General features: G+C 38.7%; 24 protein-coding genes. 1 reads left to right on the forward strand and 23 read right to left on the reverse strand.

Going from position 1 to position 24,261, the window contains the following annotated elements:
- Positions 1-91: 91 nt before the first annotated feature.
- The 19 genes from OK414_RS24100 to cymR all read right to left on the reverse strand — a co-directional run bounded on the left by OK414_RS24100 (position 92) and on the right by cymR (position 18,589).
- Positions 92-649, reverse strand: coding sequence for an isochorismatase family protein (locus OK414_RS24100; protein ID WP_026106703.1), 558 nt, complete (start codon positions 647-649; stop codon positions 92-94).
- 119 nt (positions 650-768) lie between these two features.
- The gene (gene greA / locus OK414_RS24105) at positions 769-1,245 is read right to left on the reverse strand and encodes a transcription elongation factor GreA (protein ID WP_013059279.1); all 477 of its coding nucleotides are present in this window, start codon (positions 1,243-1,245) and stop codon (positions 769-771) included.
- Between the two features lie 218 nt (positions 1,246-1,463).
- Complete coding sequence (gene udk / locus OK414_RS24110) at positions 1,464-2,099, reverse strand: uridine kinase (RefSeq protein WP_013059280.1); 636 nt, start codon at positions 2,097-2,099, stop codon at positions 1,464-1,466.
- Between the two features lie 7 nt (positions 2,100-2,106).
- Positions 2,107-3,369 (reverse strand): peptidase U32 family protein, encoded by a 1,263-nt coding sequence (locus OK414_RS24115; RefSeq protein WP_034648827.1) that lies wholly within the window; start codon positions 3,367-3,369, stop codon positions 2,107-2,109.
- A gap of 39 nt (positions 3,370-3,408) precedes the next feature.
- Positions 3,409-4,338: a peptidase U32 family protein gene (locus OK414_RS24120; RefSeq protein WP_016765613.1), complete on the reverse strand. Its 930-nt coding sequence runs from the start codon at positions 4,336-4,338 to the stop codon at positions 3,409-3,411.
- The gene (locus OK414_RS24125; protein WP_013059283.1) at positions 4,335-4,991 is read right to left on the reverse strand and encodes an O-methyltransferase; all 657 of its coding nucleotides are present in this window, start codon (positions 4,989-4,991) and stop codon (positions 4,335-4,337) included. Before OK414_RS24125 ends, OK414_RS24120 begins: the two co-directional genes overlap by 4 nt.
- Positions 4,992-5,172: 181 nt before the next feature.
- Complete coding sequence (gene mltG, locus OK414_RS24130) at positions 5,173-6,276, reverse strand: endolytic transglycosylase MltG (protein WP_013085087.1); 1,104 nt, start codon at positions 6,274-6,276, stop codon at positions 5,173-5,175.
- 412 nt (positions 6,277-6,688) lie between these two features.
- Positions 6,689-6,973: a DUF1292 domain-containing protein gene (locus tag OK414_RS24135; protein WP_013059285.1), complete on the reverse strand. Its 285-nt coding sequence runs from the start codon at positions 6,971-6,973 to the stop codon at positions 6,689-6,691.
- A gap of 154 nt (positions 6,974-7,127) precedes the next feature.
- Positions 7,128-7,544 (reverse strand): Holliday junction resolvase RuvX, encoded by a 417-nt coding sequence (ruvX, locus tag OK414_RS24140; protein ID WP_013059286.1) that lies wholly within the window; start codon positions 7,542-7,544, stop codon positions 7,128-7,130.
- The gene (locus OK414_RS24145) at positions 7,545-7,814 is read right to left on the reverse strand and encodes an IreB family regulatory phosphoprotein (RefSeq protein WP_013059287.1); all 270 of its coding nucleotides are present in this window, start codon (positions 7,812-7,814) and stop codon (positions 7,545-7,547) included.
- A gap of 84 nt (positions 7,815-7,898) precedes the next feature.
- Positions 7,899-10,532 carry an alanine--tRNA ligase gene (gene alaS / locus OK414_RS24150; RefSeq protein ID WP_034648824.1) on the reverse strand — a complete coding sequence of 878 codons (2,634 nt, stop codon included), beginning with the start codon at positions 10,530-10,532 and terminating at the stop codon, positions 7,899-7,901.
- A 388-nt stretch (positions 10,533-10,920) separates the two neighbouring features.
- Positions 10,921-11,982, reverse strand: a complete 1,062-nt coding sequence (locus OK414_RS24155) for an AI-2E family transporter (RefSeq protein WP_013059290.1) — start codon at positions 11,980-11,982, stop codon at positions 10,921-10,923.
- A 113-nt stretch (positions 11,983-12,095) separates the two neighbouring features.
- A complete protein-coding gene (locus OK414_RS24160; protein ID WP_013059291.1) occupies positions 12,096-12,230 on the reverse strand; it encodes a YrzQ family protein in 135 nt (44 codons plus the stop codon).
- A gap of 25 nt (positions 12,231-12,255) precedes the next feature.
- The gene (locus OK414_RS24165) at positions 12,256-12,447 is read right to left on the reverse strand and encodes a hypothetical protein (protein WP_013059292.1); all 192 of its coding nucleotides are present in this window, start codon (positions 12,445-12,447) and stop codon (positions 12,256-12,258) included.
- A 141-nt stretch (positions 12,448-12,588) separates the two neighbouring features.
- Positions 12,589-14,946, reverse strand: coding sequence for an ATP-dependent RecD-like DNA helicase (locus tag OK414_RS24170; protein WP_034648822.1), 2,358 nt, complete (start codon positions 14,944-14,946; stop codon positions 12,589-12,591).
- Positions 14,947-14,970: 24 nt separating this feature from the next.
- Positions 14,971-15,630, reverse strand: a complete 660-nt coding sequence (locus tag OK414_RS24175) for a tetratricopeptide repeat protein (protein ID WP_013085089.1) — start codon at positions 15,628-15,630, stop codon at positions 14,971-14,973.
- A gap of 157 nt (positions 15,631-15,787) precedes the next feature.
- A complete protein-coding gene (gene mnmA, locus OK414_RS24180) occupies positions 15,788-16,900 on the reverse strand; it encodes a tRNA 2-thiouridine(34) synthase MnmA (protein ID WP_034648820.1) in 1,113 nt (370 codons plus the stop codon).
- Between the two features lie 106 nt (positions 16,901-17,006).
- Positions 17,007-18,149 (reverse strand): cysteine desulfurase family protein, encoded by a 1,143-nt coding sequence (locus OK414_RS24185; protein WP_034648817.1) that lies wholly within the window; start codon positions 18,147-18,149, stop codon positions 17,007-17,009.
- 23 nt (positions 18,150-18,172) lie between these two features.
- On the reverse strand, positions 18,173-18,589 hold the full coding sequence (gene cymR, locus OK414_RS24190; RefSeq protein WP_013059297.1) for a cysteine metabolism transcriptional regulator CymR: 417 nt from the start codon (positions 18,587-18,589) through the stop codon (positions 18,173-18,175).
- 226 nt (positions 18,590-18,815) lie between these two features.
- On the opposite strand from cymR, the gene OK414_RS24195 reads away from it, so the two are divergent.
- On the forward strand, positions 18,816-20,093 hold the full coding sequence (locus OK414_RS24195) for a replication-associated recombination protein A (RefSeq protein WP_016765622.1): 1,278 nt from the start codon (positions 18,816-18,818) through the stop codon (positions 20,091-20,093).
- Between the two features lie 46 nt (positions 20,094-20,139).
- On the opposite strand, the gene pstA is transcribed toward OK414_RS24195, so the two are convergent.
- From pstA to OK414_RS24215, 4 genes are all read right to left on the reverse strand, one after another.
- Positions 20,140-21,069 (reverse strand): phosphate ABC transporter permease PstA, encoded by a 930-nt coding sequence (gene pstA / locus OK414_RS24200; RefSeq protein ID WP_016765623.1) that lies wholly within the window; start codon positions 21,067-21,069, stop codon positions 20,140-20,142.
- On the reverse strand, positions 21,066-21,953 hold the full coding sequence (pstC, locus tag OK414_RS24205) for a phosphate ABC transporter permease subunit PstC (protein ID WP_013059300.1): 888 nt from the start codon (positions 21,951-21,953) through the stop codon (positions 21,066-21,068). The genes pstA and pstC overlap by 4 nt, the downstream gene beginning before the upstream one ends.
- A 124-nt stretch (positions 21,954-22,077) precedes the next feature.
- Entirely contained in the window at positions 22,078-22,962 is an 885-nt protein-coding gene (locus OK414_RS24210) for a phosphate ABC transporter substrate-binding protein PstS family protein (protein WP_013059301.1), read from the reverse strand.
- A gap of 423 nt (positions 22,963-23,385) precedes the next feature.
- Positions 23,386-24,150 (reverse strand): ThiF family adenylyltransferase, encoded by a 765-nt coding sequence (locus tag OK414_RS24215; protein ID WP_034648810.1) that lies wholly within the window; start codon positions 24,148-24,150, stop codon positions 23,386-23,388.
- Positions 24,151-24,261 lie beyond the last annotated feature (111 nt).

Below are 24,261 nucleotides of genomic sequence, written 5' to 3' on the forward strand. Positions count from 1 at the left end.
GTTGCCATTACTTTTAAAACCATTATCTTAAGAAATATTCATTCTTTTTTTCATTTCACAAAAAACTTGCTGATTCAGCAAGTTTTTATTATTAATTTTCTGTTAAAAATTGTTGAGTTGTTCTTAGCTTTCCTATTTTCGGAAAGATGTAAGAAAGAGTTGCTTCATGCTCTTCTTTTGTAAATGTCGCCATGGCATCCGTGATAAAAATTTGGTTATACCCATACTGAAATGCTTCACGAGCTGTGCTTTCCACACCAATATTTGTTGCAATTCCGCAAAGGACAATTGTATCAATTCCTCTTCGGCGAAGCTGAAGGTCTAAATCTGTCCCAAAAAAGGCTCCCCACTGACGTTTTGTCACAATATAATCATTCTCTTGAACATTAAGTCTTGGATCGAATTCCGCCCAGTCTGCAGGTCTTTCTTGAGGAGCAGATGGCTTTTGATCCGTTTCTGGCGTCAACGCATCTTTTCCATCTTGAAAATCTACTCGTACAAAACTAATAAATCCATTTTGTTCGCGGAAACGATTCACAAGCTGAACAGATTTCTCCACAATTTCGTCTCCTCCAATTGGAACAATCCCTTTTTGTAAATCAATTAAAACAAGCGCTGTTTTAGCAAAATCGATATCTTTCATTTTCATCTTTCCTTTCTTACATATCTTTTCTATTCTCTCCGCTTTTTAAAATCATATAAAAAAAGCTGACGCGTGTCAGCTTTTTTACTTACGAGCATTCAGTAGAACGCTTCCAACCAGATGTTTTACTTAACAGATACAATTTTCACTGACATATCTCCACCAGGAGTTTGAACAGTTACTTGATCTCCAATTTGTTTGCCCATTAGACTTTTAGCAATTGGCGAATCATTTGAAATTTTCCCTTCAAACGGATCTGCTTCTGCACTACCTACAATTGTATACGTTTCTTCATCACCATCTGGCAACTCTACAAATGTTACAGATTTACCTAATGATACAATAGAAGAGTTTTCTACATCTTCTTCAATAATTTTCGCATTGCGAATCATATTTTCAAGCGTTGTAATACGGCCTTCTACGAAAGCCTGCTCGTCTTTTGCAGAATCGTACTCAGAGTTCTCCGATAAATCTCCAAAACTGCGGGCGATTTTGATACGCTCTACAACTTCTTTACGTTTTACTGTTTTTAAATATTCTAGCTCTTGCTCTAGCTTTAGCTTTCCTTCTTCTGTCATTGGAAATACTTTTTCTTGTGCCATAATCCCTTCACTCCTTCTTGAACTCAAAATCTCTAGTGTATACAGTCCATTTCTGTATGTACAAAAAATTTTCCACTCTGTGGAAAAATCAGTTAATAGAGAAATGACAGCTTCAAAATAGAAGCTGCTCGTTTCTCTATTCTTTATAATGTTTGTGTTTAGTTAGCAGAATATGTCTGCATTGTCTTCAAAAAAATTCCTGCATCTATGCTATGTTATTATAAAATGGCATTTTGTTCAAGAATTGTTTGAATTTTAGTGACCATCAAGTCAATCGCTACGTGGTTTTGACCGCCTTCAGGAATGATAATATCTGCATAACGTTTTGTTGGTTCAACAAACTGATTATGCATCGGGCGAACGACAGATACGTATTGATCAACAACTGACTCAAGCGTACGCTCTCGTTCTTTAATATCACGAAGCATACGACGAATGATACGAAGATCCGCATCTGTATCTACGTATAGCTTGATATCCATTAAATTACGCAAGCGCTGATCTTCTAGTACAAGAATACCTTCTAAGATAATAACATCTTTTGGTTCTTCTCTAATTACCTTTTCAGAGCGCGTATGAATTGCGTAATCATATACCGGTTTGTCAATGCTCTCATAATTTAATAAGTTTTGCAAGTGTTCAATCAGCAAATCATTATCAAATGCTAAAGGATGATCGTAGTTTGTTTGCAAACGCTGTTCAAACGGTACATCGCTTTGATCTTTATAATAATAGTCTTGCTCAAGAAGCATAATAGAATGCCCTTTAAAATATTCATAAATAGCTTTGGTTACAGTTGTTTTACCAGAACCGGATCCACCAGCGATACCGATTACAACGGGCTTTTTCCCCATTTTATATTTAAATCCCCTTTCGCATCATGTTATATGAAAATAGAGGTTGGTCCACTTTAAATTTCACAATTTGCAGCGGATGACGCGCAGCATCTAGTTCATTGCCATCTTCGTCCCAAATTTTATCTATTTTTTGCGTAAAGTTTTTAATTTCCGGACCGAAAAATTCCACTTCTTCTCCCGGTTTAAAATAGTTACGCTGTTGCAATGTCACGATGCTTGTTTCTTCATCATAATTCAATACTAAACCAGCAAAATCAAATTTTGTTTTCTTGCCGTGTACGCCAAACATTTGCTCATCTACTCCAGGAACTCCTTCAAAAAAGGCAGGAGCCGTATCGCGGTTTGCACATTTGTCTAGCTCATCAAGCCATTCTTGTTGAATCACAAAATTCTCAGGATCTGCACAGTATGCGTCAATCACCTTGCGATACACGCTCACCACTGTTGCGATATAGTGAATCGACTTCATACGTCCTTCAATTTTTAAGCTATCAATACCCAGCTCAATCATTTGAGGAATAGATTGAATTAAATTTAAGTCTTTTGGACTCATTGCAAACGGATCGTCTTGCTCATCAAATAAAGCCGTTTCCGTTTTACCGTCTTCTACTTTAAATAAATCATAGTCCCAACGGCATGATTGACAGCAGCCTCCGCGGTTTGAATCACGCGCTGTCATATGGTTACTTAGCACGCAGCGGCCTGAATAAGCAATACACATCGCTCCGTGAATAAAAGCTTCAATTTCAATATCCACTTTTTCTTTCATTTCGCGCATTTCTTCAGCACCCGTTTCACGAGCAAGTACAACACGTTCTAATCCTTCTTCTTTCCAGAACTGAACGGCTTTCCAGTTTGAAAGTGATTGCTGCGTACTTAAATGTACTTCAAGCTTAGGTGCAACGCGTCGACAGGTTTCGATAATTAACGGATCAGCTACGATGATTCCAGAAACACCAGCGCGCTCTAATCCCATTAAATAATCTTCAAGTCCGTCCATATTTTCATTATGAGCAAAAATGTTTGTTGTAACATAAATACGTGCACCGTATTTGTTTGCAAACTGAACACCTTCTGCCATTTCTTCAAATGTAAAGTTATCTGCATTTGAACGAAGGCCAAACTCTTTTCCTCCGATAAACACAGCATCTGCTCCATAGTGTACGGCAACTTTTAATTTTTCAAGGTTACCGGCTGGAGCTAACAACTCAGGCTTCTTAGTAATAACTCGTTTACCTTCTACTACAGTATCGATTTGAACAGCCATCGTTTGTACCTCCTTTGTTTATCTTTCTTTGCATGCTTTTTAATATACCGTTTCTTTAAAGAAAAACCCTGTGTCTAACGGACGGTTAATCGGCTGTAAGCTTTCAATTTCTTCTAACAAATCGTCTTTAATGTTTTCGTATTCTTCACGGTCATCTACACATAAATCAATCGCTTGACGATATTTTTTTGTTACTTCTAAAATATATTGCGGTGACTTTAATACGCCGTCAATTTTGAATACATCTACTTCAGCATCAATCATTTCGGAAAGCTCATCGATAATGCACATATCATTTGGACTCATAATGTGCGTTCCATTTTCATCTTCGAAAATTGGATATTTATTGTTTCGCTCATTATCAAGTAAAAACATATCTTTTTCTACTTTACGATTTTCAATTTCCATGACTTTTCCTTGATACTCAAAGTAGTTGCCAAGAAGTGAACGTTTTGATTGGAACATACACGTCATGCCATGCACCTGAACTTCAATTTCTACTTCGGCTTTTTCTTTGATATCAATGATGCTATCCATGCTTAGCTCACGAGCAAGAACTGCGCGTTTAGCTCCTTTACGCCCCCAGTAGTTACATGAATACCAGTTTGTGCCCGTTGTTTCAGTACTCCAGTGCATCTTCATTTCTGGAGCTGTTTCACGCACTGCCATCAATACAGCAGGATCTCCAAATACAATCGCATCCACGCTTGCTTCTTTTAAGAATAAAATATATTCATTTAGTTCGGCGATTTTATCATTGTGAAATAATCCGTTCATCGCTACGTAGACTTTTGCATTATGCTGATGAGCAATATTTACAGCTTCTACGATATCTTCACGTTTGAATTCACCTGCTAAACGCAAACCGTAGCGCTGTTCACCAACCATAACAGCTGTTGCTCCAGCTTGTAGTAATGATTCAATTTCCGAAACTGCAGTGGGTGTCACTAATAGTTCTGGTTTTTTCATTCTTGGTCACCTCTTTTAATACTAATCGCGATTCCGTCTCCAATAGGGAGAATAGTTGTATAATAATCGGGATGATTCATCAGCCACGTATTGTATGCCTGAATTTTTTTAATTAAGCTGCGGCGTCGACGTGTTTCTACTTCGGCCAAATCGGTCGCTACGTGACCTTTAAATAGTACGTTATCCGAAATAATCATTCCTTTAGAAGACAGCATCGGCTCATAATGTTCAAAAAAACGCTGATATTGACCTTTAGCTGCATCAATAAAAACTGCATCATAAGGACCATGACGTTCAATCTCATCTCTAAGCTCTAGTGCATCTCCAAACAACGACACAATTTTATCTTGTTTTCCCGCCCGTTCAATAAATTCTTGCGCTTTTTGGTAACGCTCTTCATTTCGTTCTACCGTAACCACTCGTGCCTCTGGAAGCGCATGGGTCATTCGAATAGACGAATATGCAATCGCTGTTCCAATTTCTAATATATGTTTTGGCTGATGAAGACGAAGAATTTGCAATAGCGTTTCAACACCAATCAATTCCATAATCGGAACGTGATGTTCTTTTGCATAAGCTTCCATTTCTTCAATAAGCTCCTGGCGCTTAGGAATAAGCTTTTCCACATACTGCTCTACGTTTTGTAAAAGCAAAACACTTCCTCCGTTCTCAGAAGTACATTTTACATTATGTTTTCATAACGTTTCATTACTGCAAAATAGTAAGACAACTAGTCTATTATAAGTTTTTTTCGTTTTTACGTAAACCCGATATATTTTAACATAAAAGATGGGGAATGCGAAGTATCGCGATTCCCCAATTTTAAATTCCCACTTATTTTTCGGTATTTTGCTTTTCTTTACCTGTAATATGCTTGGCTTTTTCTTTGTTATGTTCTTCTAACGTTTTGGTAAAAATAACTTTCCCTTCAGGTGTGGCCAAGAAGTATAAATAATCTGTATTGGCTGGATGTAACGCAGCTTTGATTGACATCAAACCAGAGCTGGCAATTGGTCCTGGAGGCAACCCTTTTACTTTATACGTATTGTAAGGAGAGTCCACTTCTAAATGCTTATAGAACACGCGGTCTTTATGCTCTCCTAAGGCATATAAGACGGTTGGATCCGTTTGAAGCGGCATATTTTTTTCAAGGCGATTATAAAAGACGCTGGCAATTTTTTCTCGGTCGACTTTTGCAGTTGCTTCCTCTTCAATCAGAGAAGACATGGTTAACAATTTATGTGCACTGAATTTTTTCTTCTCCATTTGCCCACTGTACTGACCTAATACATTATTTGTTTTCCCTACCATTTTATCCAATATTTCATCTAACGACACATTTTTATCATAAAAATCATACGTAACGGGATATAAATAACCTTCTAGCGGATGTTTAATATCTTTTTGCATCACTTCATCCGTTACTAAATCTGGATATTTTTCTTTCATTTTATTGACGAATGCCTTATCGTCTAGCTTTTTCATGACTTCGTCTTTTGTAAACTTTGTATTTTTAGCAATGATATCAGCAATTTCGACAAGCTGACGTCCTTCTGGAATGGTGACACGAATATCAGGTTGTTTTGAAACCTCGCCTTTTTCCATTTTTTCAACCATTTCCCCTAAGCTCATGGAAGGAGAAAATAAATACGTTCCAGCTTGAAATCCAGACACATGGGTTAATTTTACGTAATAGCGAAATGCACTTTTGCTTTTAATTAAATCTTCTTTTTGCAATACCGTACCAATCGATTGGACGGAAGAACCTTGTGGAATGGTCACATTTACTTTTTTATTGCTGTTTCGATCCACGGGCGTTAAGCGGGATTGAGCATAGAAAAATGCACCGCCAACTAGTAAAAGAAGTACGATAATTGTAATAAAAATAACTCGTTTTTTTCTTGAACGATTAGGTGGTAAAAATGTTTGTTGCGACAAGCAGCTTCCTGGTTAAATCTACTTCTGTAAAAGAAGATACAACCAGTTTCACCTCTTTTCTTCTTGATTTTTTATAAGTATGAACAGAGAGGAGACATGAGATTGCGATTCATTCGTATCGCCTATAGGTGTGAGATGGTATCGCTTCCTTAAACTCTCGCCTCTTCTAAAATTTTTCCATGATTTATGTTATTGTCTGCCCAAAGTCTAGTTTCATCCGTTCAAACAATGAATTCTTTTATTAAAATGCACTCTCACACGCAGGAATTATTATACTACAATTTATCTTATTTTTCGTCATTATCATACAATCTGCCCTAAGAATGCAAGGAAAAACCTTTTTATATCTAAAAAGCACAGCCGCTATGTAAAAAAAAGCTGATAACGATTGTCATCAGCTTTTTTACTATAATTATTCGCCTTCTTCGTCAAGGAATGTATTAACCATTTCCTCAACCATGTCCCACTCTTCTTCTGTTTCAATCGGTTGTAGCTCACCGTCTTGACCATCTTCACTTGGTGTGAAAGCAGATGCATGAATTTCAATTTCCTCTTCATCATCTTGGTCTGCTCCGATTGGATAGTAAATTACATATGATTTGTTATATTGATCAGAATCAAATGTGAATAAAATTTCGCATAGCTGCTCATTTCCATTCTCATCGACGATTGTAATTTTATTTTCTTCTACGCTCATGTTTGCACCTCATTTTATATTGTAAGCTCTTAGCTTAACTTTTTCTTCAGTGAAAAGCAAGCCGTTCAGTTATTTCACTTCCCTTTTACGTACAAAAGAATATGCAAAAGGGAAATTCATAACTTTTCAGCTGAGGCAAAGCCTGCTGCTTTTCTTACTGCTTGCTGTCTAAGTATCCTTGAAGAATCATAACAGCTGCCATTTTATCGATTACTTTTTTGCGTTTCTTGCGGCTTACATCGGCAGACAGCAGTACTCGCTCTGCTGCCATCGTCGACAAACGCTCGTCCCACATCATCGTTTCAATGTTAAGTTTTTCTTTGACGTTGTCAGCAAACTCAATGCACGCTTCGCCTCGAGGGCCAATCGTACCATTCATATTTTTAGGAAGACCCACTACAATTTTCTCTACGGAATATTCGTCAATTAGCTGCTGTAAACGAGGATATGATTGCTCCATCTGCTCATCTGCAATTTTAATTGTTTCAATTCCTTGCGCTGTCCATCCCATTTCATCACTAACTGCCACACCAATTGTTTTGGTTCCTACATCTAATCCTAATACGCGCATTTATGAATCCTTTCGATGCTGTTGTAAATAAGATTTAACAAGTTCTTCAATGAGCTCGTCTCGCTCTAACTGGCGAATTGTGTTTCTCGCATCGTTATGACGAGGAATGTAAGCAGGGTCTCCTGATAACAAATACCCAACGATTTGGTTGATCGGGTTGTAGCCTTTTTCTTGCAGTGCGTCATAAACCGTAAACAATACTTCATGTACGTTTGTTTCAGCTGGCTCATCTTGAAAATTAAATTGCATGGTTTTATCAAATGAACTCACGGTCCCACCTCACTCTCTTAATTTGTGAACACATTGTGCACTATGCTAAGTCTTATTTATATTGTACACCAAGAAAGAGGAGAATTAAACGGATTTAACCCATTCTTCTACAGTGCCAAGTGCTTTTTCAATTTGGCTAGCATCTTTTCCTCCAGCTTGCGCCATGTCAGGGCGTCCGCCTCCGCCTCCGCCGCAAATCGTCGCTACTTCTTTAACAAGTTTGCCAGCATGATGGCCTTTAGCAATTAAATCTTTTGTTACACCTGCAATAATATTTACCTTTTCACCTTGTGGAGAAGCTAATACGATTACAGCGGATTCTAATTTTTGTTTTAAATCGTCAACCATTGCACGAAGGTTATTCATATCCGTTGCATTCACTTTCGCTGCTAGTACATTCACACCATTAATGTTTTGCACACGGTCAACGAGATTGCCAGCTTCAATATTGCCAAGCTTTGTAGATAGTGAATCATTTTCACGCTGAAGATTACGAATTTCTTCTAGTAATCCTTCAACGCGCCCTACTAAATCACGCGGGTTGGATTTTACTTTTGCCGCAGCTTCTTTTAGTAAGCCTACTTGATCGTTCATTAACTGATAGGCAGCTTTTCCAGTTACAGCTTCAATGCGTCGAGTACCTGCACCGATTCCCGATTCTGATACAATTTTAAATAAACCGATAACAGACGTATTTGGCACGTGACATCCACCACATAATTCTAAGCTGTAGTCGCCTACTTGTACTACGCGCACGATATCTCCGTATTTCTCACCGAATAGCGCCATTGCACCCATCGCTTTTGCTTCGTCAATTGCTTTGTTTTCAATTTGTACAGAGATACTGTCCCAAATCTTTTCATTAACGATTTGTTCAATTTTCTCGAGCTCTTCTTGTGTCACTTGACCAAAGTGAGAGAAGTCAAAGCGCAAGCGATCCGCTGTTACTAAAGAACCCGCTTGATTAACATGCGTTCCTAACGTATCTTTTAATGCTTGATGCAATAAATGCGTTGCCGTATGGTTTTTCACAATCGCACTGCGGTTTTCTTCATCAAGCGTCGCCGTATATGTTTCACCTTTTACAAGCTCACCGTGTGTTACAGCTACCGTTTGGACATTTTGGCCGTTTGGCGCTTTTTGAACGTCTTTTACTTCCGCTGTTCCTGCAGCACTTTGGATCGTACCTTGGTCCGCAATTTGACCGCCGCTTTCTGCATAGAATGGCGTGTGGCTTAAGATGACTTGCGCTTCTGTTCCAGCTTCAGCGCGGTCAACAAGCTCACCGTCTACAATAATTGCTTCAACAACTGTTTCTACTTCATTTTTATCATAGCCAACAAACTCACTTGCAACGGTTACTTCACCAAGTACGCCGCCTTGAACTTGCATAGAACTAGAATCTTGACGAGCAGCACGCGCACGCTCACGCTGTGCTTCCATTTCACGTTCAAAACCTGCATGATCAATTTTCATGTTCTCATCTTCTGCATATTCTTCCGTTAATTCAACAGGGAATCCATACGTGTCATATAAACGGAAAACATCTTCCCCTTGTACCGTATCACTGTTTTGCGCTTTTTCTTTTTTAATAACGGTTGCCAAAATAGCTAGTCCGTCATTTAACGTTTCGTGAAAACGCTCTTCTTCATTTTTTACTACGCGCTGGATAAAATCCGTTTTTCCCTTTACTTCCGGATAGAAATCAACCATGATTTCACCTACTACCGGCACTAGCTCGTACATGAACGGACGATTAATGTTTAACTTTTTAGCATAACGAACTGCTCGGCGTAACAAACGGCGCAGCACATACCCACGGCCTTCATTTGAAGGAAGCGCGCCATCACCTACAGCAAATGTTACCGTACGAATATGGTCAGCAATGACTTTAAATGCCGTATCTTGCTCATCATTTGTACGATATTTAGCGCCTGAAATGTTTTCTGTTGCTTCAATAATCGGCATAAACAAATCTGTATCAAAGTTTGTTTGCACGTCTTGAATAACAGAAACCATACGCTCTAAGCCCATTCCCGTATCGATGTTTTTCTTTGGAAGCGGCGTGTACGTGCCATCAGGATTGTGATTAAATTGAGAAAATACAAGGTTCCAAATTTCTAAATAGCGCTCATTTTCTCCACCTGGATATAATTCCGGATCAGTTAGGTCATTTCCATATGCTTCTCCGCGATCATAAAAGATCTCTGTATTTGGACCACTCGGACCTTCTCCGATATCCCAGAAATTACCTTCCAAACGAATGATGCGCTCTTTAGGCACGCCCATTTTTTCATTCCAAATCTTAAATGCTTCTTCATCTTCAGGGTGAACTGTTACAGATAGCTTATCTGCGTCGAATCCAATCCATTTATCGCTCGTTAAGAATTCCCATGCCCATTGGATGGCTTCTTCTTTGAAATAATCACCGATAGAGAAATTACCAAGCATTTCAAAAAACGTATGATGGCGAGCCGTTTTACCTACGTTTTCGATATCGTTTGTACGAATGGATTTTTGTGCGTTACAAATACGTGGATTTTGAGGAATAACACGACCATCAAAATATTTTTTTAATGTAGCTACTCCACTGTTAATCCATAATAAAGATGGATCTTCATGCGGGACTAAAGATGCGCTTGGTTCTACATCATGGCCTTTTTCTTTAAAGAAATCTAAATACATTTGACGAACTTGTGCTGACGTCAGTTTTTTCATGATTGGTCCTCCTTTAATACTCTTCTTATTTATAGACAAAAAAATGATGACATAAAAGCATCTATTTTCTCTGTGTACAAAAGCAATTGCTAGTTATTTGCACACAAAAAAACTCTCATCCCTGTAGCAGGGACGAGAGTTGAACTCGCGGTACCACCCTGATTATAAATGCCTAAAGCACTTATCACCTTCATAGCGTTAACGTTGCTGACACGGCAGGTTTTAGCCTGCACTCTGGACTAGCGTTCAGCTGCTCTTTGTTTAGCGCTTCTTTCAGCCAAGGAAGCCCTTCTCTAAAAACCAGTGTGCAACGTACTCGATCCATCATTGTGTTTAAAATATGTAGCGTTTTCTTATGGCGATATTATGACAAATTAACCGCTCTTTGTCAATGTTTGAGCGTATAAGAGCGGATATGCAAAATAGATATTTTAATGACTGCTAAAATTGGCACAGCCAAAATGAGACCCAATACTCCTCCAAATTCTCCTCCTAAAAGGAGCGCAAGCATGATAAACAAAGGATGAATATGAAGACTCTTTCCTACGATAAGCGGAGACAGCACATTTCCCTCTAGAAATTGCAGCACAAAGATTATAATGACAATGGTAATAACCAACTTTATCGAGATTGTGGCTGCAATAATAGCCGCTGGAACCGCACCAATAATCGGGCCAAAATAAGGAATGATATTCGTTACGCCAATAATGAAGCCTAAAAGAAGTGCATAAGGTACATGAAAGAACCACAGTGCTGCTGTGGCAATCACACCAATAATCAGACAAACAAAAAATTGCCCTCTAATGTAATTGCCGAGCGATTCATTCACATCCGATAAAAAACGTTCGCCTGGTTTGTGCCACTTTTTAGGCGTGACATAAGCTGTTGCTTTCTTAATAGAGGAAAAATCCTTCAGCATATAAAAAACAATAAATGGAATAATGATTAAAATCAAAAAAGAAGTAATCAATGACTTTAATCCTTCGGCCACTTTTGTAAGCCACACGTTGAGCGTAGCCTCTACATCATCAATGCTGCCTTCAATTTTCTCATGTACACCGTTTGGAAGTGAAGTTGTACGATCATGAATCGATTCTACCCAATGTCTATATGTATTCGTAAAATGAGGCAGCTGTTCGTTTAAATCTTTTACTTGTTCCACAAAAATAGGGTACGACTTATAGGCTCCAAACCCAATTCCTCCAAAAAAGATGATGTAGATCAGTAAAATAGCTAGAGGACGAGGCACGCCTTTATCATGCGTTTTTTCAATAAGCGGATGAAGTAAATATGTAATGAATGCTGCAATAAAAAAAGGCAGCAGTGCTTTTAAAAACATGTAAATAACAGGAAGCCATAAAAACTGGACTTTAAAAAAGACTAATATGCACAGCAGCGCTAATAACAGCAGTCCGAATCTATAGAACCATTTGAATGAACTATCTTTCAACGTAAACTCCTCCTCTCTTCTATTTTTTGATAAAGAAAGGAGTTTATACATGCTGTTGTCTCTTCTGCCTGCAAAAAAGCACTATTGCAGCTCAGTGCAATAGTGCTTTTTTATTAGTGAATAGCTTTCATCATACGTTTACGCATTTTTTTCATATTTCTTTTTGTAAACATCTCTCGATCATCTGCCATTTTAAATGCATAAGCTCCAAGACCGAAAGCGACTACTGACGGAATGATTCTGCCCATTGCTCTTCCTCCCGGTAAAAAAGAATTAGAAATTAATTGTGCGCTCGTCGTCTGAGAACAAATCATCAAGCGAGCTCAATGTTCCATCTTCTTCTACTTGGTGAGTATTAATTTGTCCTTTTGAAATAGTCATTTCAATAAAACAATTCCAGCAGTAATACTGATTTACACCAATTTTGCCAACGTCAATACTTTTACAGTTTGGACATTTAAACAAAGTCGACACCTCTTTATACGTTCTACTTATATAAACGCATTATGTCCACTTCTTTCCATGTCCATACTTTATTTTCTGACAATTAGCAAAGAAGGATGGCAACAAAGGAGTTTATTTAACTCTTTGTTAGCATACGAAAGGTTACATGAAATCATACGGCGTAACGTTTTCCATCCCAATATTTGCATCTTTCATAAATGGAATTTCGGGATCTTCTATGTCATTATCCAAGCTTTCTCGAAGCAACGGCTGTAAATTCGTTTGTCGGATGCTGTCTTCATTTCGGCTGACGCCAAGCTGAAACGCTTCGTCTTCGCCGCATAAAATTAAAAACTGTTTGCTTCGCGTAACAGCGGTATAAAGTAAATTGCGTCGCAGCATCCGGTAATAGCTTTTAACAATTGGAAGCACAACAATGGGAAATTCACTTCCCTGTGATTTATGAATGGAACAGCAGTATGCATGAGTTATTTGATTAAAGTCTTGCTTTGTGTAAGTTACTTCATTTCCTTCATATGAAATAACCAGCATATCCTGTTTTTCCGTATTTTCTTTGGCAAAGAAAACCGAGACGATTTCTCCCATATCTCCGTTAAATACGTTGCTATCCGGCTGATTTACAAGCTGCAGCACTTTATCTCCCACTCGGTACGTGATATCTCCGTGCTTAAGCTCTCTTCTTTGCTCGGAAGCCGGGTTGAATAATTCCTGAAGAACTTCATTCAGCTTATCAATACCTGCAGGACCTTTATACATAGGAGCTAGAACTTGAATATCTTTAGCCGTATAGCCTTTTTTTAACGCATTCCCGCAAACTTGTTGCACGACGTTCGTGATGTGCTGTCCTTGACAACGAATAAAAGAACGATCTCCTTGCTGCCTTGATAAGTCTTCCGGAAGCTTTCCTTTTTTTATTTCATGAGCCAAATCAATAATTGACGATCCTTCCGCTTGCCGGTATACATCTGTAAGACGGACGGTAGGAACTACTTCTGAACTCAGTAAATCTTTTAACACCTGTCCCGGACCTACTGAAGGAAGCTGGTCTTCGTCTCCAACTAAAATAACCTGTAAATTAGCAGGAAGAGATTTAAACAGCTGATGAGCAAGCCACAAATCTACCATTGATACTTCATCCACAATCAGTAATTTTCCGTCAATTGGATTTTCCTCATTATGATCAAATCCTTCTTGTCCGTTCCATTTTAATAATCTGTGAATGGTAACTGCTGGAAGTCCCGTCGCTTCGCTCATTCGTTTAGCAGCGCGTCCAGTAGGTGCCACAAGTAAAACAGGAAAAGCTTCATCTTTTTTATAATCCCCTGGATTTAACGAACATCCGTGAAGTTCTGCATAGAGTTCGACTATTCCTTTAATAACCGTTGTTTTCCCTGTACCTGGTCCACCTGTTAAGAGAAGCATCGGAGACATTAAAGCGGTTTGTATGCCCTTGCGCTGAGAAGGTGCATATTGCACGTCTAATCGCTCTTCTAGTTCACCCAGTGCCAATAAGAATTCTGATTCTGGAAACTGCTCTTCGTACTGCGTTTGAGCCATAATTTTTTGAATAGCTTTAACCAGCCCTTTTTCAGCATAGAAAAGGGGAGGAAAATAAATTTTTTCGTCTTGAATGATAAGCTTTTTGTCTGCTTTTAATGCGTCCACTTCTCTTGTAAGATCCATTTCAGACAGATTCTCATGCCTGCTTTTTCGAAGAAGCTCTGCTGTTTTTCCATACAGCTGATCTGCCGTGACGTATACATGTCCCATTTGATTGCATTCTTGCTCAATGACATATAAAATACCTGCACGCAAACGATCAGGATGATTGGTTGCCATACCAAGCCTCTTTCCAAGTTCATCGGCCCTGCTAAAGCCAATACCCTGAATATCTTCTACGAGCTGATAAGGATTATTTTGAACAATTTCAAGCGCTTCTTGTTTGTACGCTTGGAAAATCTTCATCGAAAGCTGCGGTCCAAATCCAAGGTCTGTCAGCTTTACCATTACTTCTTCTAACCCTTGATGTTCACGAAGCTGCGTGACTAAAGCTTCTGCCTTGTCGGCTGAAAGCCTCGGAACCTCTTTTAGCACAGACTCATTTTGCAAAATACGAAAAATAGCGCGTTCTCCTAGAGCGTCCACAATGTTTTCAGCAGTTTTTTTACCGATTCCGTGAAATAAATCGCTAGACAGGTACTGAACAACCCCTTGCCTTGATTGCGGAAGTTCTTTTTTAAACTGTTCAACATGAAACTGCAGACCAAACTTTGGATGCTCTTTGAAGTCTCCGTAAAACGTGTATACTTCATCTTCATTCAGCTTAGGAAAATAACCTGTGACGACCGTTTCTTTATCTTCAATCTCTAAATTTGTTTTTTTGATCCGTATCCGCGTAACGTTATATAAGTTTTCTTCGTTATGAAAGACGGTTACAATCGACGTGCCGCTTATATAATGACGTTCTGGCTGTGAAGGGTTCACTTGTTCTTCGTTCATGTTATCCTTCCTTTACCCGCTTTCTTAATGTTCTAATGTAGACAGAACTTGTTTGGCATTTGCTGCCATTACGTGATCTGGCTGCACGTTTAAAGCTTCATCTAACATCTCAATCGCCTTGTCTTTGTCATCTTTCATGGCATACGCTACGCCTAAATTATAAAAAGCATCGGCATGTTCTGGCTCTTGATTGACTACCTTAAGGAATTCAGCAATTGCTTCATCTACCATTTCGAGCTGTGCTAAACAAAGACCGTACTGAAATTTTGCTTCTACATCATGTTCGTTTAGTTCTACCGCCCGCTGAAGATAAGGCATCGCGAAACGAATTTCTTCCATATGAAACAGCGTTAAACCAAGCATAAAGTACGCATCGGATGAATCTAAGCCTTTTTTGATTGCTAAATCAAAGTAGTGCTTTGCCTGTTCAAGCTGCTCTGCATTAAAATAAATATTTCCTGCTCCGTAATACGCTGTTGCCGTTTCTTCATCTAATTCAATCGCACGTTCATAAAATTTCAAAGCACGATCCATCTCACTAACAGCCGCTAACAAATTGCCAAAATTCACATACACAATTGGATCTTTTGGATTATCTTCAATTGCTTCTGAAAATGTTTTAGCAGCCTCTTCAAATTTCCCTTCCTGCATATACTGAATTCCTAGCTGATTTTTATCTGTCATTTTTTCGTTCACTCCACTGTTTTAGTTATGATTTAAGAGATTTTCACATCATGAAAATCTAGAATATGTAAGTTATTAGTTTACCCAATAAGTAAAGTATATCATAGAAAAACCTCAGCTATATACGGCCGAGGTTTTTCGTTCTTGCTTATATGAATTATACGTACCAGATTTGCTCTTCTTCTTGAAATACTTTGTCAATTGTTGCTCCGCCAAGACATTCATCATCTTTGTAAAACACAACTGCTTGACCTGGCGTAATTGCGCGAACAGGTTCAGCAAAAATAACCTTAATTGTATTATCATCGACTTTTTCAACGGTTACTGCTGAATCAGTTTGACGATAGCGGAATTTTGCTGTGCACGTCATTGGTGACGACCAGTCACGTTCGCTTACCCAGCTGACATTGGTTGCTGTGAGAGATGTAGAATAGAGCAGCTCATTGTGAAAGCCTTGATCGACGTACAAAACATTTTTTTCTAAATCTTTTCCGACTACAAACCAAGGTTCACCGCTGCCTCCAATACCTAAACCATGGCGTTGGCCAATTGTATAGTACATGAGACCGTCGTGCTTGCCTTTTACTTCGCCGTCAAGCGTTTGCATTACACCTGGCTGAGCAGGAAGATACTGACTTAAAAATTCTTTGAAGTTGCGTTCACCAATAAAGCAAATACCTGTGCTGTCTTTTTTCGTTGCTGTAGCAAGGCCTGCTTCTTTCGCAATTTCACGCACTTTTGATTTCTCAATTTCACCAATCGGGAACATTACTTTTGAAAGCTGATCTTGTCCTAATTGATTTAAGAAATACGTTTGATCTTTATTTCCATCTACGCCTCGAAGCATTTTATACTCCCCGTCGCGGTACGCAACGCGTGCATAATGTCCTGTCGCTAGATAATCTGCTCCTAGCGTCATTGCATGCTCTAAAAAGGCTTTGAATTTAATTTCTTTATTACACATTACATCAGGATTCGGTGTACGACCTGCTTTATATTCATCTAAAAAGTAGGTAAATACTTTATCCCAATATTGTTTTTCAAAGTTGACTGCATAGTAGGGAATACCAATTTGATTACATACGCGAATAACATCGTTATAATCTTCAGTCGCAGTACAAACGCCGTTTTCATCCGTATCGTCCCAGTTTTTCATAAAGATTCCGATCACATCGTATCCTTGTTGTTTTAATAAAAGAGCTGCTACGGATGAATCAACGCCTCCGCTCATTCCGACTACTACACGTGTATCTTTAGGTGATTTTGTCAACTTCGCCACCTCCGTTTTCTTCATTTTAATTAAATTGTTCGCTAAAAAGCGAAAGAAACGACACAAACCATCAGTGAGGGATGAAGACCCTACTGATGGCTGCTATTTACATCGTTAGTCGCTTAACGATGTTTGCTGTTTGACGTGCGGTTTTTTCAATTTGCTCAGCTGTGTTTCCTAAGCCAAAGCTAAATCGAATAGAAGTTGTTAAACGTTCAGACCCTTTTCCAAACATAGCTACAAGCACATGAGAAGGATCGATTGCTCCCGCTGTGCAAGCTGAACCGCTTGATGCCGCAATTCCTGCTAAGTCTAAATTCACGAGCATCGATTCAACATTTGTTTTTGGAAATGATAAATTTAACACATGTGGCAGAGAATTTTCAAGATGTCCGTTAATTTCAAAGGAAATACCTTCTTCTTTCAACACAGCTACCATTATTTCTTTGTATCTTCTATATTCATCTGCACGTGTTTGCAGCGTTTGTTGCGAAATTTTCACAGCCTCTTCAAACCCGACAATACTTGTCATGTTCTCAGTTCCAGCTCGTCGTTTGCGCTCTTGTTCTCCTCCAAATAGCAAAGGAGACAGTGAAACGTGAGCAGCTGCATATAAAAAGCCCATCCCTTTTGGTCCGTTAATTTTATGAGCCGAAACGGATAAAAGATCGACACCTAATTGTTGCACATTTAACGGAATTAATCCATAAGCTTGCACTGCATCCGTGTGGAAATATGCTCCATGCTCTTTTAATAGAACTCCAATTTCCCCAATTGGCTGAATAGCACCTACTTCATTATTTCCAAACATCACCGACACAAGAATTGTTTGATCGGTTAGGGCTGATTTTATTTCATCTACAGATACTTGTCCGTACTCATTAACTGGTAAGTAAGTCACTTCAAAGCCCTGTGTTTCTAAATATTCACACGTATGAAGCACAGCGTGGTGTTCAATTTGCGTGGTAATAATATGATTTCCTTTATGGCGGTTTGCAAGAGCTACTCCGATCAGTGCCATATTATCTGCTTCTGTCCCACCACTTGTAAAAATCAGTTCATTTTCGTGTGCTCCAATACTTGCTGCAATCGCTTGGCGAGCTTCGTCTAAATAGCGTCGACTTTCCCGCCCATAGTGATGAATACTAGACGGATTTCCAAAGTACTCATGCATAAATGTCGTCATTTTCTCAACGACTGCTGGATGTATTGGAGACGTTGCTGCATGATCAACATAAATACGTTCCAAAATAAACGCCTCCTAGCTCATTATTAAATATAAAACATATAAGACGCTTGATCATCATCAGAATGATTTGCTAAATCTTCAAGCGTTGTACTATCTAGCACTTCTTTAACCGCATCTCGAATACGAATCCACAGCTCGCGTTTTGCAGGCTCTTCATCTTCAATTCCTTCTACAGGACTAATAGGACCTTCTAAAACAGAAATAATATCACCAGAAGTAATGTTAGCAGGTTCATGGGCTAAGATGTAACCGCCATAAGCTCCGCGCACGCTTTTTACAAGCCCAGCGTTACGCAGCGGTGAAATAAGCTGCTCTAAATAATGTTCAGATAAGTCATGCGTTTGAGCAATAGTTTTAAGCGAGATAGGACCTTCGCCAAAGCGCTTCGCAAGCTCAATCATAATCGTTAAACCGTAGCGTCCTTTTGTTGAAATTTTCATACGATACACTCCTTCAATACACTTTTTTTATTTATGAAAAAAATAAGACCCTCACGTTGTCACTGAATGCTGTGATGAGTCGTTTTTTACTAAGCTATATGAACTTCTCTATATGCATTTCTTGCAAATGTAACTGTTGATATTATAACATACTATGCCTATAAGATAAATTTCCACCACCTATTCACCGCTTGTGATACAGTGAAAGAAAAGAAAGGAGAAAAACATGGCTACAAAACCTCTCGCATTTCGAATGCGTCCGACTCATTTAGATGACGTTATCGGACAGCAGCATTTAGTTGGCAAAGATAAAATGATTTATCGAATGGTAAAAGCAAATCACTTAAGCTCGATGATTTTATATGGACCTCCAGGCGTTGGAAAAACAACAATTGCCACAGCTATTGCAAAAACAACCAACACGGCGTTTCGTCAGTTAAATGCCGTTGTAAACAATAAAAAAGATATGGAAATTGTCGCCGAAGAAGCCAAAATGTCAGGCAAAGTAATTCTGCTGTTAGATGAAGTTCATCGGCTTGACAAAGCTAAGCAAGACTTTTTGCTTCCTTACTTAGAAAACGGCATGATCATTCTAATCGGAGCGACAACAAGCAATCCTTATCACGCAATTAATCCTGCTATTCGAAGCAGATGCCAAATCTTCGAATTAAAATCTCTTACGCCAGATGATATCAAAATGGCGCTAACAAGGGCGCTCAACGATCCATCAAACGGATTTGGGGATAGAAAAATCATCGTAGAAGATGACGCCATGAACCACTTTGCCAATAGCTGTAACGGTGACGTGCGCTCGGCTTTGAATGCTCTGGAACTGGCTGTTTTATCAACAGGTGAAAGCGATGGTAAAATCGTTATTACCTTACAAACAGCAGAAGAATGTCTGCAGCAAAAATATTTTTCACATGATAAAAATGGTGACGCTCACTATGATGTATTATCGGCTTTTCAAAAATCGATTCGCGGCAGCGACGTAAATGCCGCTCTTCATTATTTGGGACGGCTAATTGAAGCAGGAGACTTGATCAGCATCAATCGTCGCCTTTTAGTCATTGCGTATGAAGACATTGGACTAGCTGATCCGGATGCCGGCATGAGAACTCTCGCAGCTATTCAAGCAACTGAGCGATTAGGACTCCCAGAAGCACGTATCCCGCTTGCAAACGCCGTTATTGAGCTTTGTCTATCACCGAAGTCCAACGCTGCTTACAAAGCATTAGATGAAGCGATAAGCGATATTAAAAAAGGGTTTTCCGGCGACGTTCCCCCTCATTTGAAGGATGCTCATTACAAAGGAGCAGAGAATCTTGGCCGAGGCGTTGAATATCAATACCCGCATGATTTTGATAACGGATGGGTCCTTCAACAGTATTTACCGGATCGCATCAAAAACAAACAATATTTTCATCCTAAACAAAATGGACAAGAAAAATACTTTTCAAAAGTTTTCAATCGTTTAGAGACATTAAAAAAAGAAAATGGCTGAAACTGTTGCTCAGTTTCAAAGCCATTTTCTTTTTTGTCTTTATCTATTAAGCTGCACTTTTAACTTCTTTGCGTTTTTTCGTTTTTGTTGAACCTTTAAAGTAGCTGTCTAAAAGTTTAGCGACTAAACGAGCGATTATGTTAAACAACAGAACCATAATGATTAGAATAGCAGCTGACTTTGTTGCAATCAATCTTGCATCAGGTACGATTCCTTCAGAGTTTAATTTCCAAATGTGAACGGCAAGCGTCTCTGCTGGTCGAAAAATATTAAACGGGTTTACAGGACTCGTTAAGTCAGCATTTGAATTTAACATCGGCGTGGTTAAGCCAGCCGTATAAATCAACGCAGCTGCCTCTCCAAAGATTCGTCCCGCTGTTAAAATAACGCCTGTGATAATTTGTTGAATCGCTGATGGAATGACGACTTTGACAATTGTTTGCCATTTAGTCGCACCCAACCCTAAACTCGCTTCTTTTACACTCGCAGGAACAGATGCAATCGCACTTTCACATACGCGCGTTAAACCCGGTAAATTTAAAATTGTAATCACAAGTGCTCCACCGATAAGCGTATAGCCCCAGCCTGAAAATGTGACAAAAATTAATAATCCAAATAAACCAACTACAATGGACGGTAATGACGCCATTGTTTCAATACATAAGCGGACGAAATTTAAGAAACGACCTTGCTTCGCGTACTCCGCTAAGTAAATTCCGGCTCCTAAACCAAGAGGAATAGAAATGATCAGCGTTAAAACAAGCATGTAGAACGAGTTAAACAGCTGAGGTCCGATACCGCCTCCCGCCATCGTATTGCTTGGCTTTCCAAATAAAAAGTTCGGGTCCCAAAATCCCCAGCCTTTAGCGATAATTTCAACAACTAAATACACTAATAGCAACACAACTAGAGCGGCAATGCCATAAAAAATACCTGTCCATATATTATTTACTGTGCGTGCATTTTTGTTTCTCATTGATGAGCACCTCGTTTCCCAATTGCTCGGATAATTAAAATGAACACGAAAGAAATAAGCAGTAAAATCATAGCTAACGTCCACAATGCGTTATTCCATGCCGTTCCGTTTAACGTATTAGACATATCCATTGTTAAAATACCTGTTAATGTTGCCGTTGGACTATATAAGCTTTCAGGAAGCTTAACCGTGTTTCCGATAACCATTTGAACAGCTAGCGCTTCTCCGAATGCGCGGGCAAGTCCTAACACGATACCTGTTAAAATACCTGTTTTAGCAGATGGAATAATGACTCGGCTAATTGCCTGCCATCTTGTTGAACCTAGTCCATAAGAAGCTTCTAAATATTCAGGTGCTACGCTTCGAATTGCATCGTCAGCAATACTTGCAATTGTCGGAAGAATCATGACGCTTAAGACAATAATTCCGGCAATCAAACTAAAGCCCACTCCGCCGAAGTTATCGCGAAGAAGCGGTACTAAAATGGTAACCCCTAAAAGGCCGTATACCACTGAAGGAACTCCGACTAAAAGTTCTAAAACCGGTCGTAAAACCGTTGAACCAAATTTAGGCGAAATATAGTTGTTAAAAATGGCGATAGCAATTCCAATTGGAGCACTTATAATCACGGCTCCGATTGATACAAGCATGGAACCCAGAATAAACACAAGTGCCCCGTATTCTTTATTGTTTGGGCTCCATTTTGTTGAAGTCAACATTTCACCGATTGATATATTACTTTGTAAAAATGACTGTATGCCTTTTTCACAAATAAATACGATAATAGCTAACGTAACAAGTACAATTAGAATACCGCAAAATGTAGAAAGCGTACGGCCAATGTATTCGCTTTTTACATAATTAATGGATTTTTTCCCCTTCATCGCTCTGTCTCCTTACATATTCAGTATATATTCGCTTTTCTTTTTATTCGCTATATACTTTATTAACATTCAAATAGAATAAGACTGACTGTGTTAGTCAGCCCTATTCTTTTTAAAAACACTCTTATTTTTTGAACTCAGTCATTGGGATATATCCCATATCTTCTACTTGCTTAGCAAAGTCCTTACCAGCTACGTAGTCAATGTACTCTTTTGCACCATCTTTTGGCTCACCGTTTGTAATCATGTACTCATAAGACCAAAACGGATATTTTTTAGAAACAATGTTTTCTGTTGTTGGCTCTACACCATCAATATTAAGCATTTTTAAACTTTCTTTTTTATCGCCAATTAAATACGACATAGCAAGGTAACTTACTGCTCCTGGCGTTGAGTTTACTGATTGCTCAACCGCTCCGTTTGAATCTTGAGCTGTACCAACGCTGTCATTTACTTTTGCGTCACCCATTAATGTTTTCTCGAATGTAGCACGTGTACCAGATGATGCTGGACGGTTGATTACGTTAATTTTCTCGTCGTTTCCGCCAACTTCTTTCCAGTTTTTAATTTCACCAGAGAAAATCTTTTGAATTTGCTCTTTTGTTAACGATTCTACTTTTACATCTTTATTTACAACAAGTGCGAACCCAATGCCCGCTACTTTCGTATCTACAAGTTTATCTGCTTTTGATTTATCTTCGATTTTATCGGCTGCTGGAACATCAGAGTTTCCAATGTCAACTGCTCCTGATGCTACTTGGTTAACACCCGTTCCACTACCTCCACCTTGTACCGTTACTGAAAGGTTTGGATATTTTTCAGTAATTCCATTCGCTGCTTCTTCTGCAAGTGGTTGTAAAGCTGTAGATCCCGCTGCTGTTAACGTACCTGACACTTCTTCTTTGCTGCCCGAACCACTGTCATTGCTTGCTCCGTCTTTACCACATGCTGCTAGTGCTCCTACCATTAAAAAAGCTGCTAATGTTACTTTAAAACCCTTTGTTTTCATTACATTACCCTCCAATAAATATATGTGTAATTAGTACTAGTCCTTTGTACTCGAACAACAGGTACAAGACACATTATACGAGTAGATTGTTGTCTTTATATGAAGTGAATTTTAAGTTACTGTAAACTTACTTATTTGGGGTTTATTTTTTCTTATTTCTATTAAAACCCTTGAGATATAAGACTTTCTGGATATTACTGTAGAAGATACAAAAGAAAGAAAGCCAAAACGTAAATTTTATGTAAATAAAGCGTTAAATAAATTTACATAAATCTCTTTTTTTTAATACAGTGTAAATTCATCATCAATCCATATTTTTCAATTTATTAGTACTTTTTATACATATCAAACAGAAGATTCCATCCAAAGCATAAATAGAACAGATATTTCCATAAAAAAAAGAAGGCTACGATAGCCTTCTTTTTATTGATCACCTACGCGGCGAATCTTAATATCACTTAATAATTCATTGATAACATGACCGCCCATAATTAATCCTGCTACAGATGGAACAAAAGCATTAGAAGATGGGGGCATTTTCGCTTTTCGAATTTGCGCTTGATCGTTTCCTACTTCTTTGCGAACTTCTTCGCGAATAACGATTGGACGTTCATCAGAAAAAACGACGTTAATTCCTTTGCGAATTCCTTCTTTACGCAGACGAGTACGAACCACTTTTGCAATCGGATCTGTATGTGTCTTTGAAATGTCTGCAATTTTGAAACGTGTTGGATCCATTTTATTCGCAGCACCCATACTTGAAATAATCGGAATATCACGTTTTAAACATTCTTTCATTAAATGAATTTTATACGAAATCGTATCGGATGCATCCACTACGAAGTCCGGTTCGTAACTAAAGAACTCTTCATACGTTTCTTCCGTATAAAACATTTGAAGAGAAACGACGTCACAGTCTGGGTTAATATCCAAAATACGTTTTTTCATTAATTCTGTCTTGGGCTGACCTACCGTAGAAAGCAGCGCGTGAATTTGACGATTTACGTTTGTAATATCAACATCGTCTTTATCTACAAGAATTAAACGCCCTACTCCTGACCTAGCCAAAGCCTCAGCAGAAAACGACCCTACTCCTCCTATCCCTAAAATAGCAACTGTGCTGCCTTTTAAAGTAGCTAGCCCTTCTTTTCCTATCGCCAGTTCATTACGCGAAAACTGATGCAACATGTTAAAACACTCCTCTATTAAATACACTAACGTATATGAATAATTCAAATAAACAACGAAATTGACTATACCATATTTTTAGCAAAACGAACATGAGCATTCGTTATTTAT

The sequence above is a fragment of the Priestia sp. JV24 genome (assembly GCF_025910025.1).
In the GTDB taxonomy this organism is placed as follows: domain Bacteria; phylum Bacillota; class Bacilli; order Bacillales; family Bacillaceae_H; genus Priestia; species Priestia megaterium.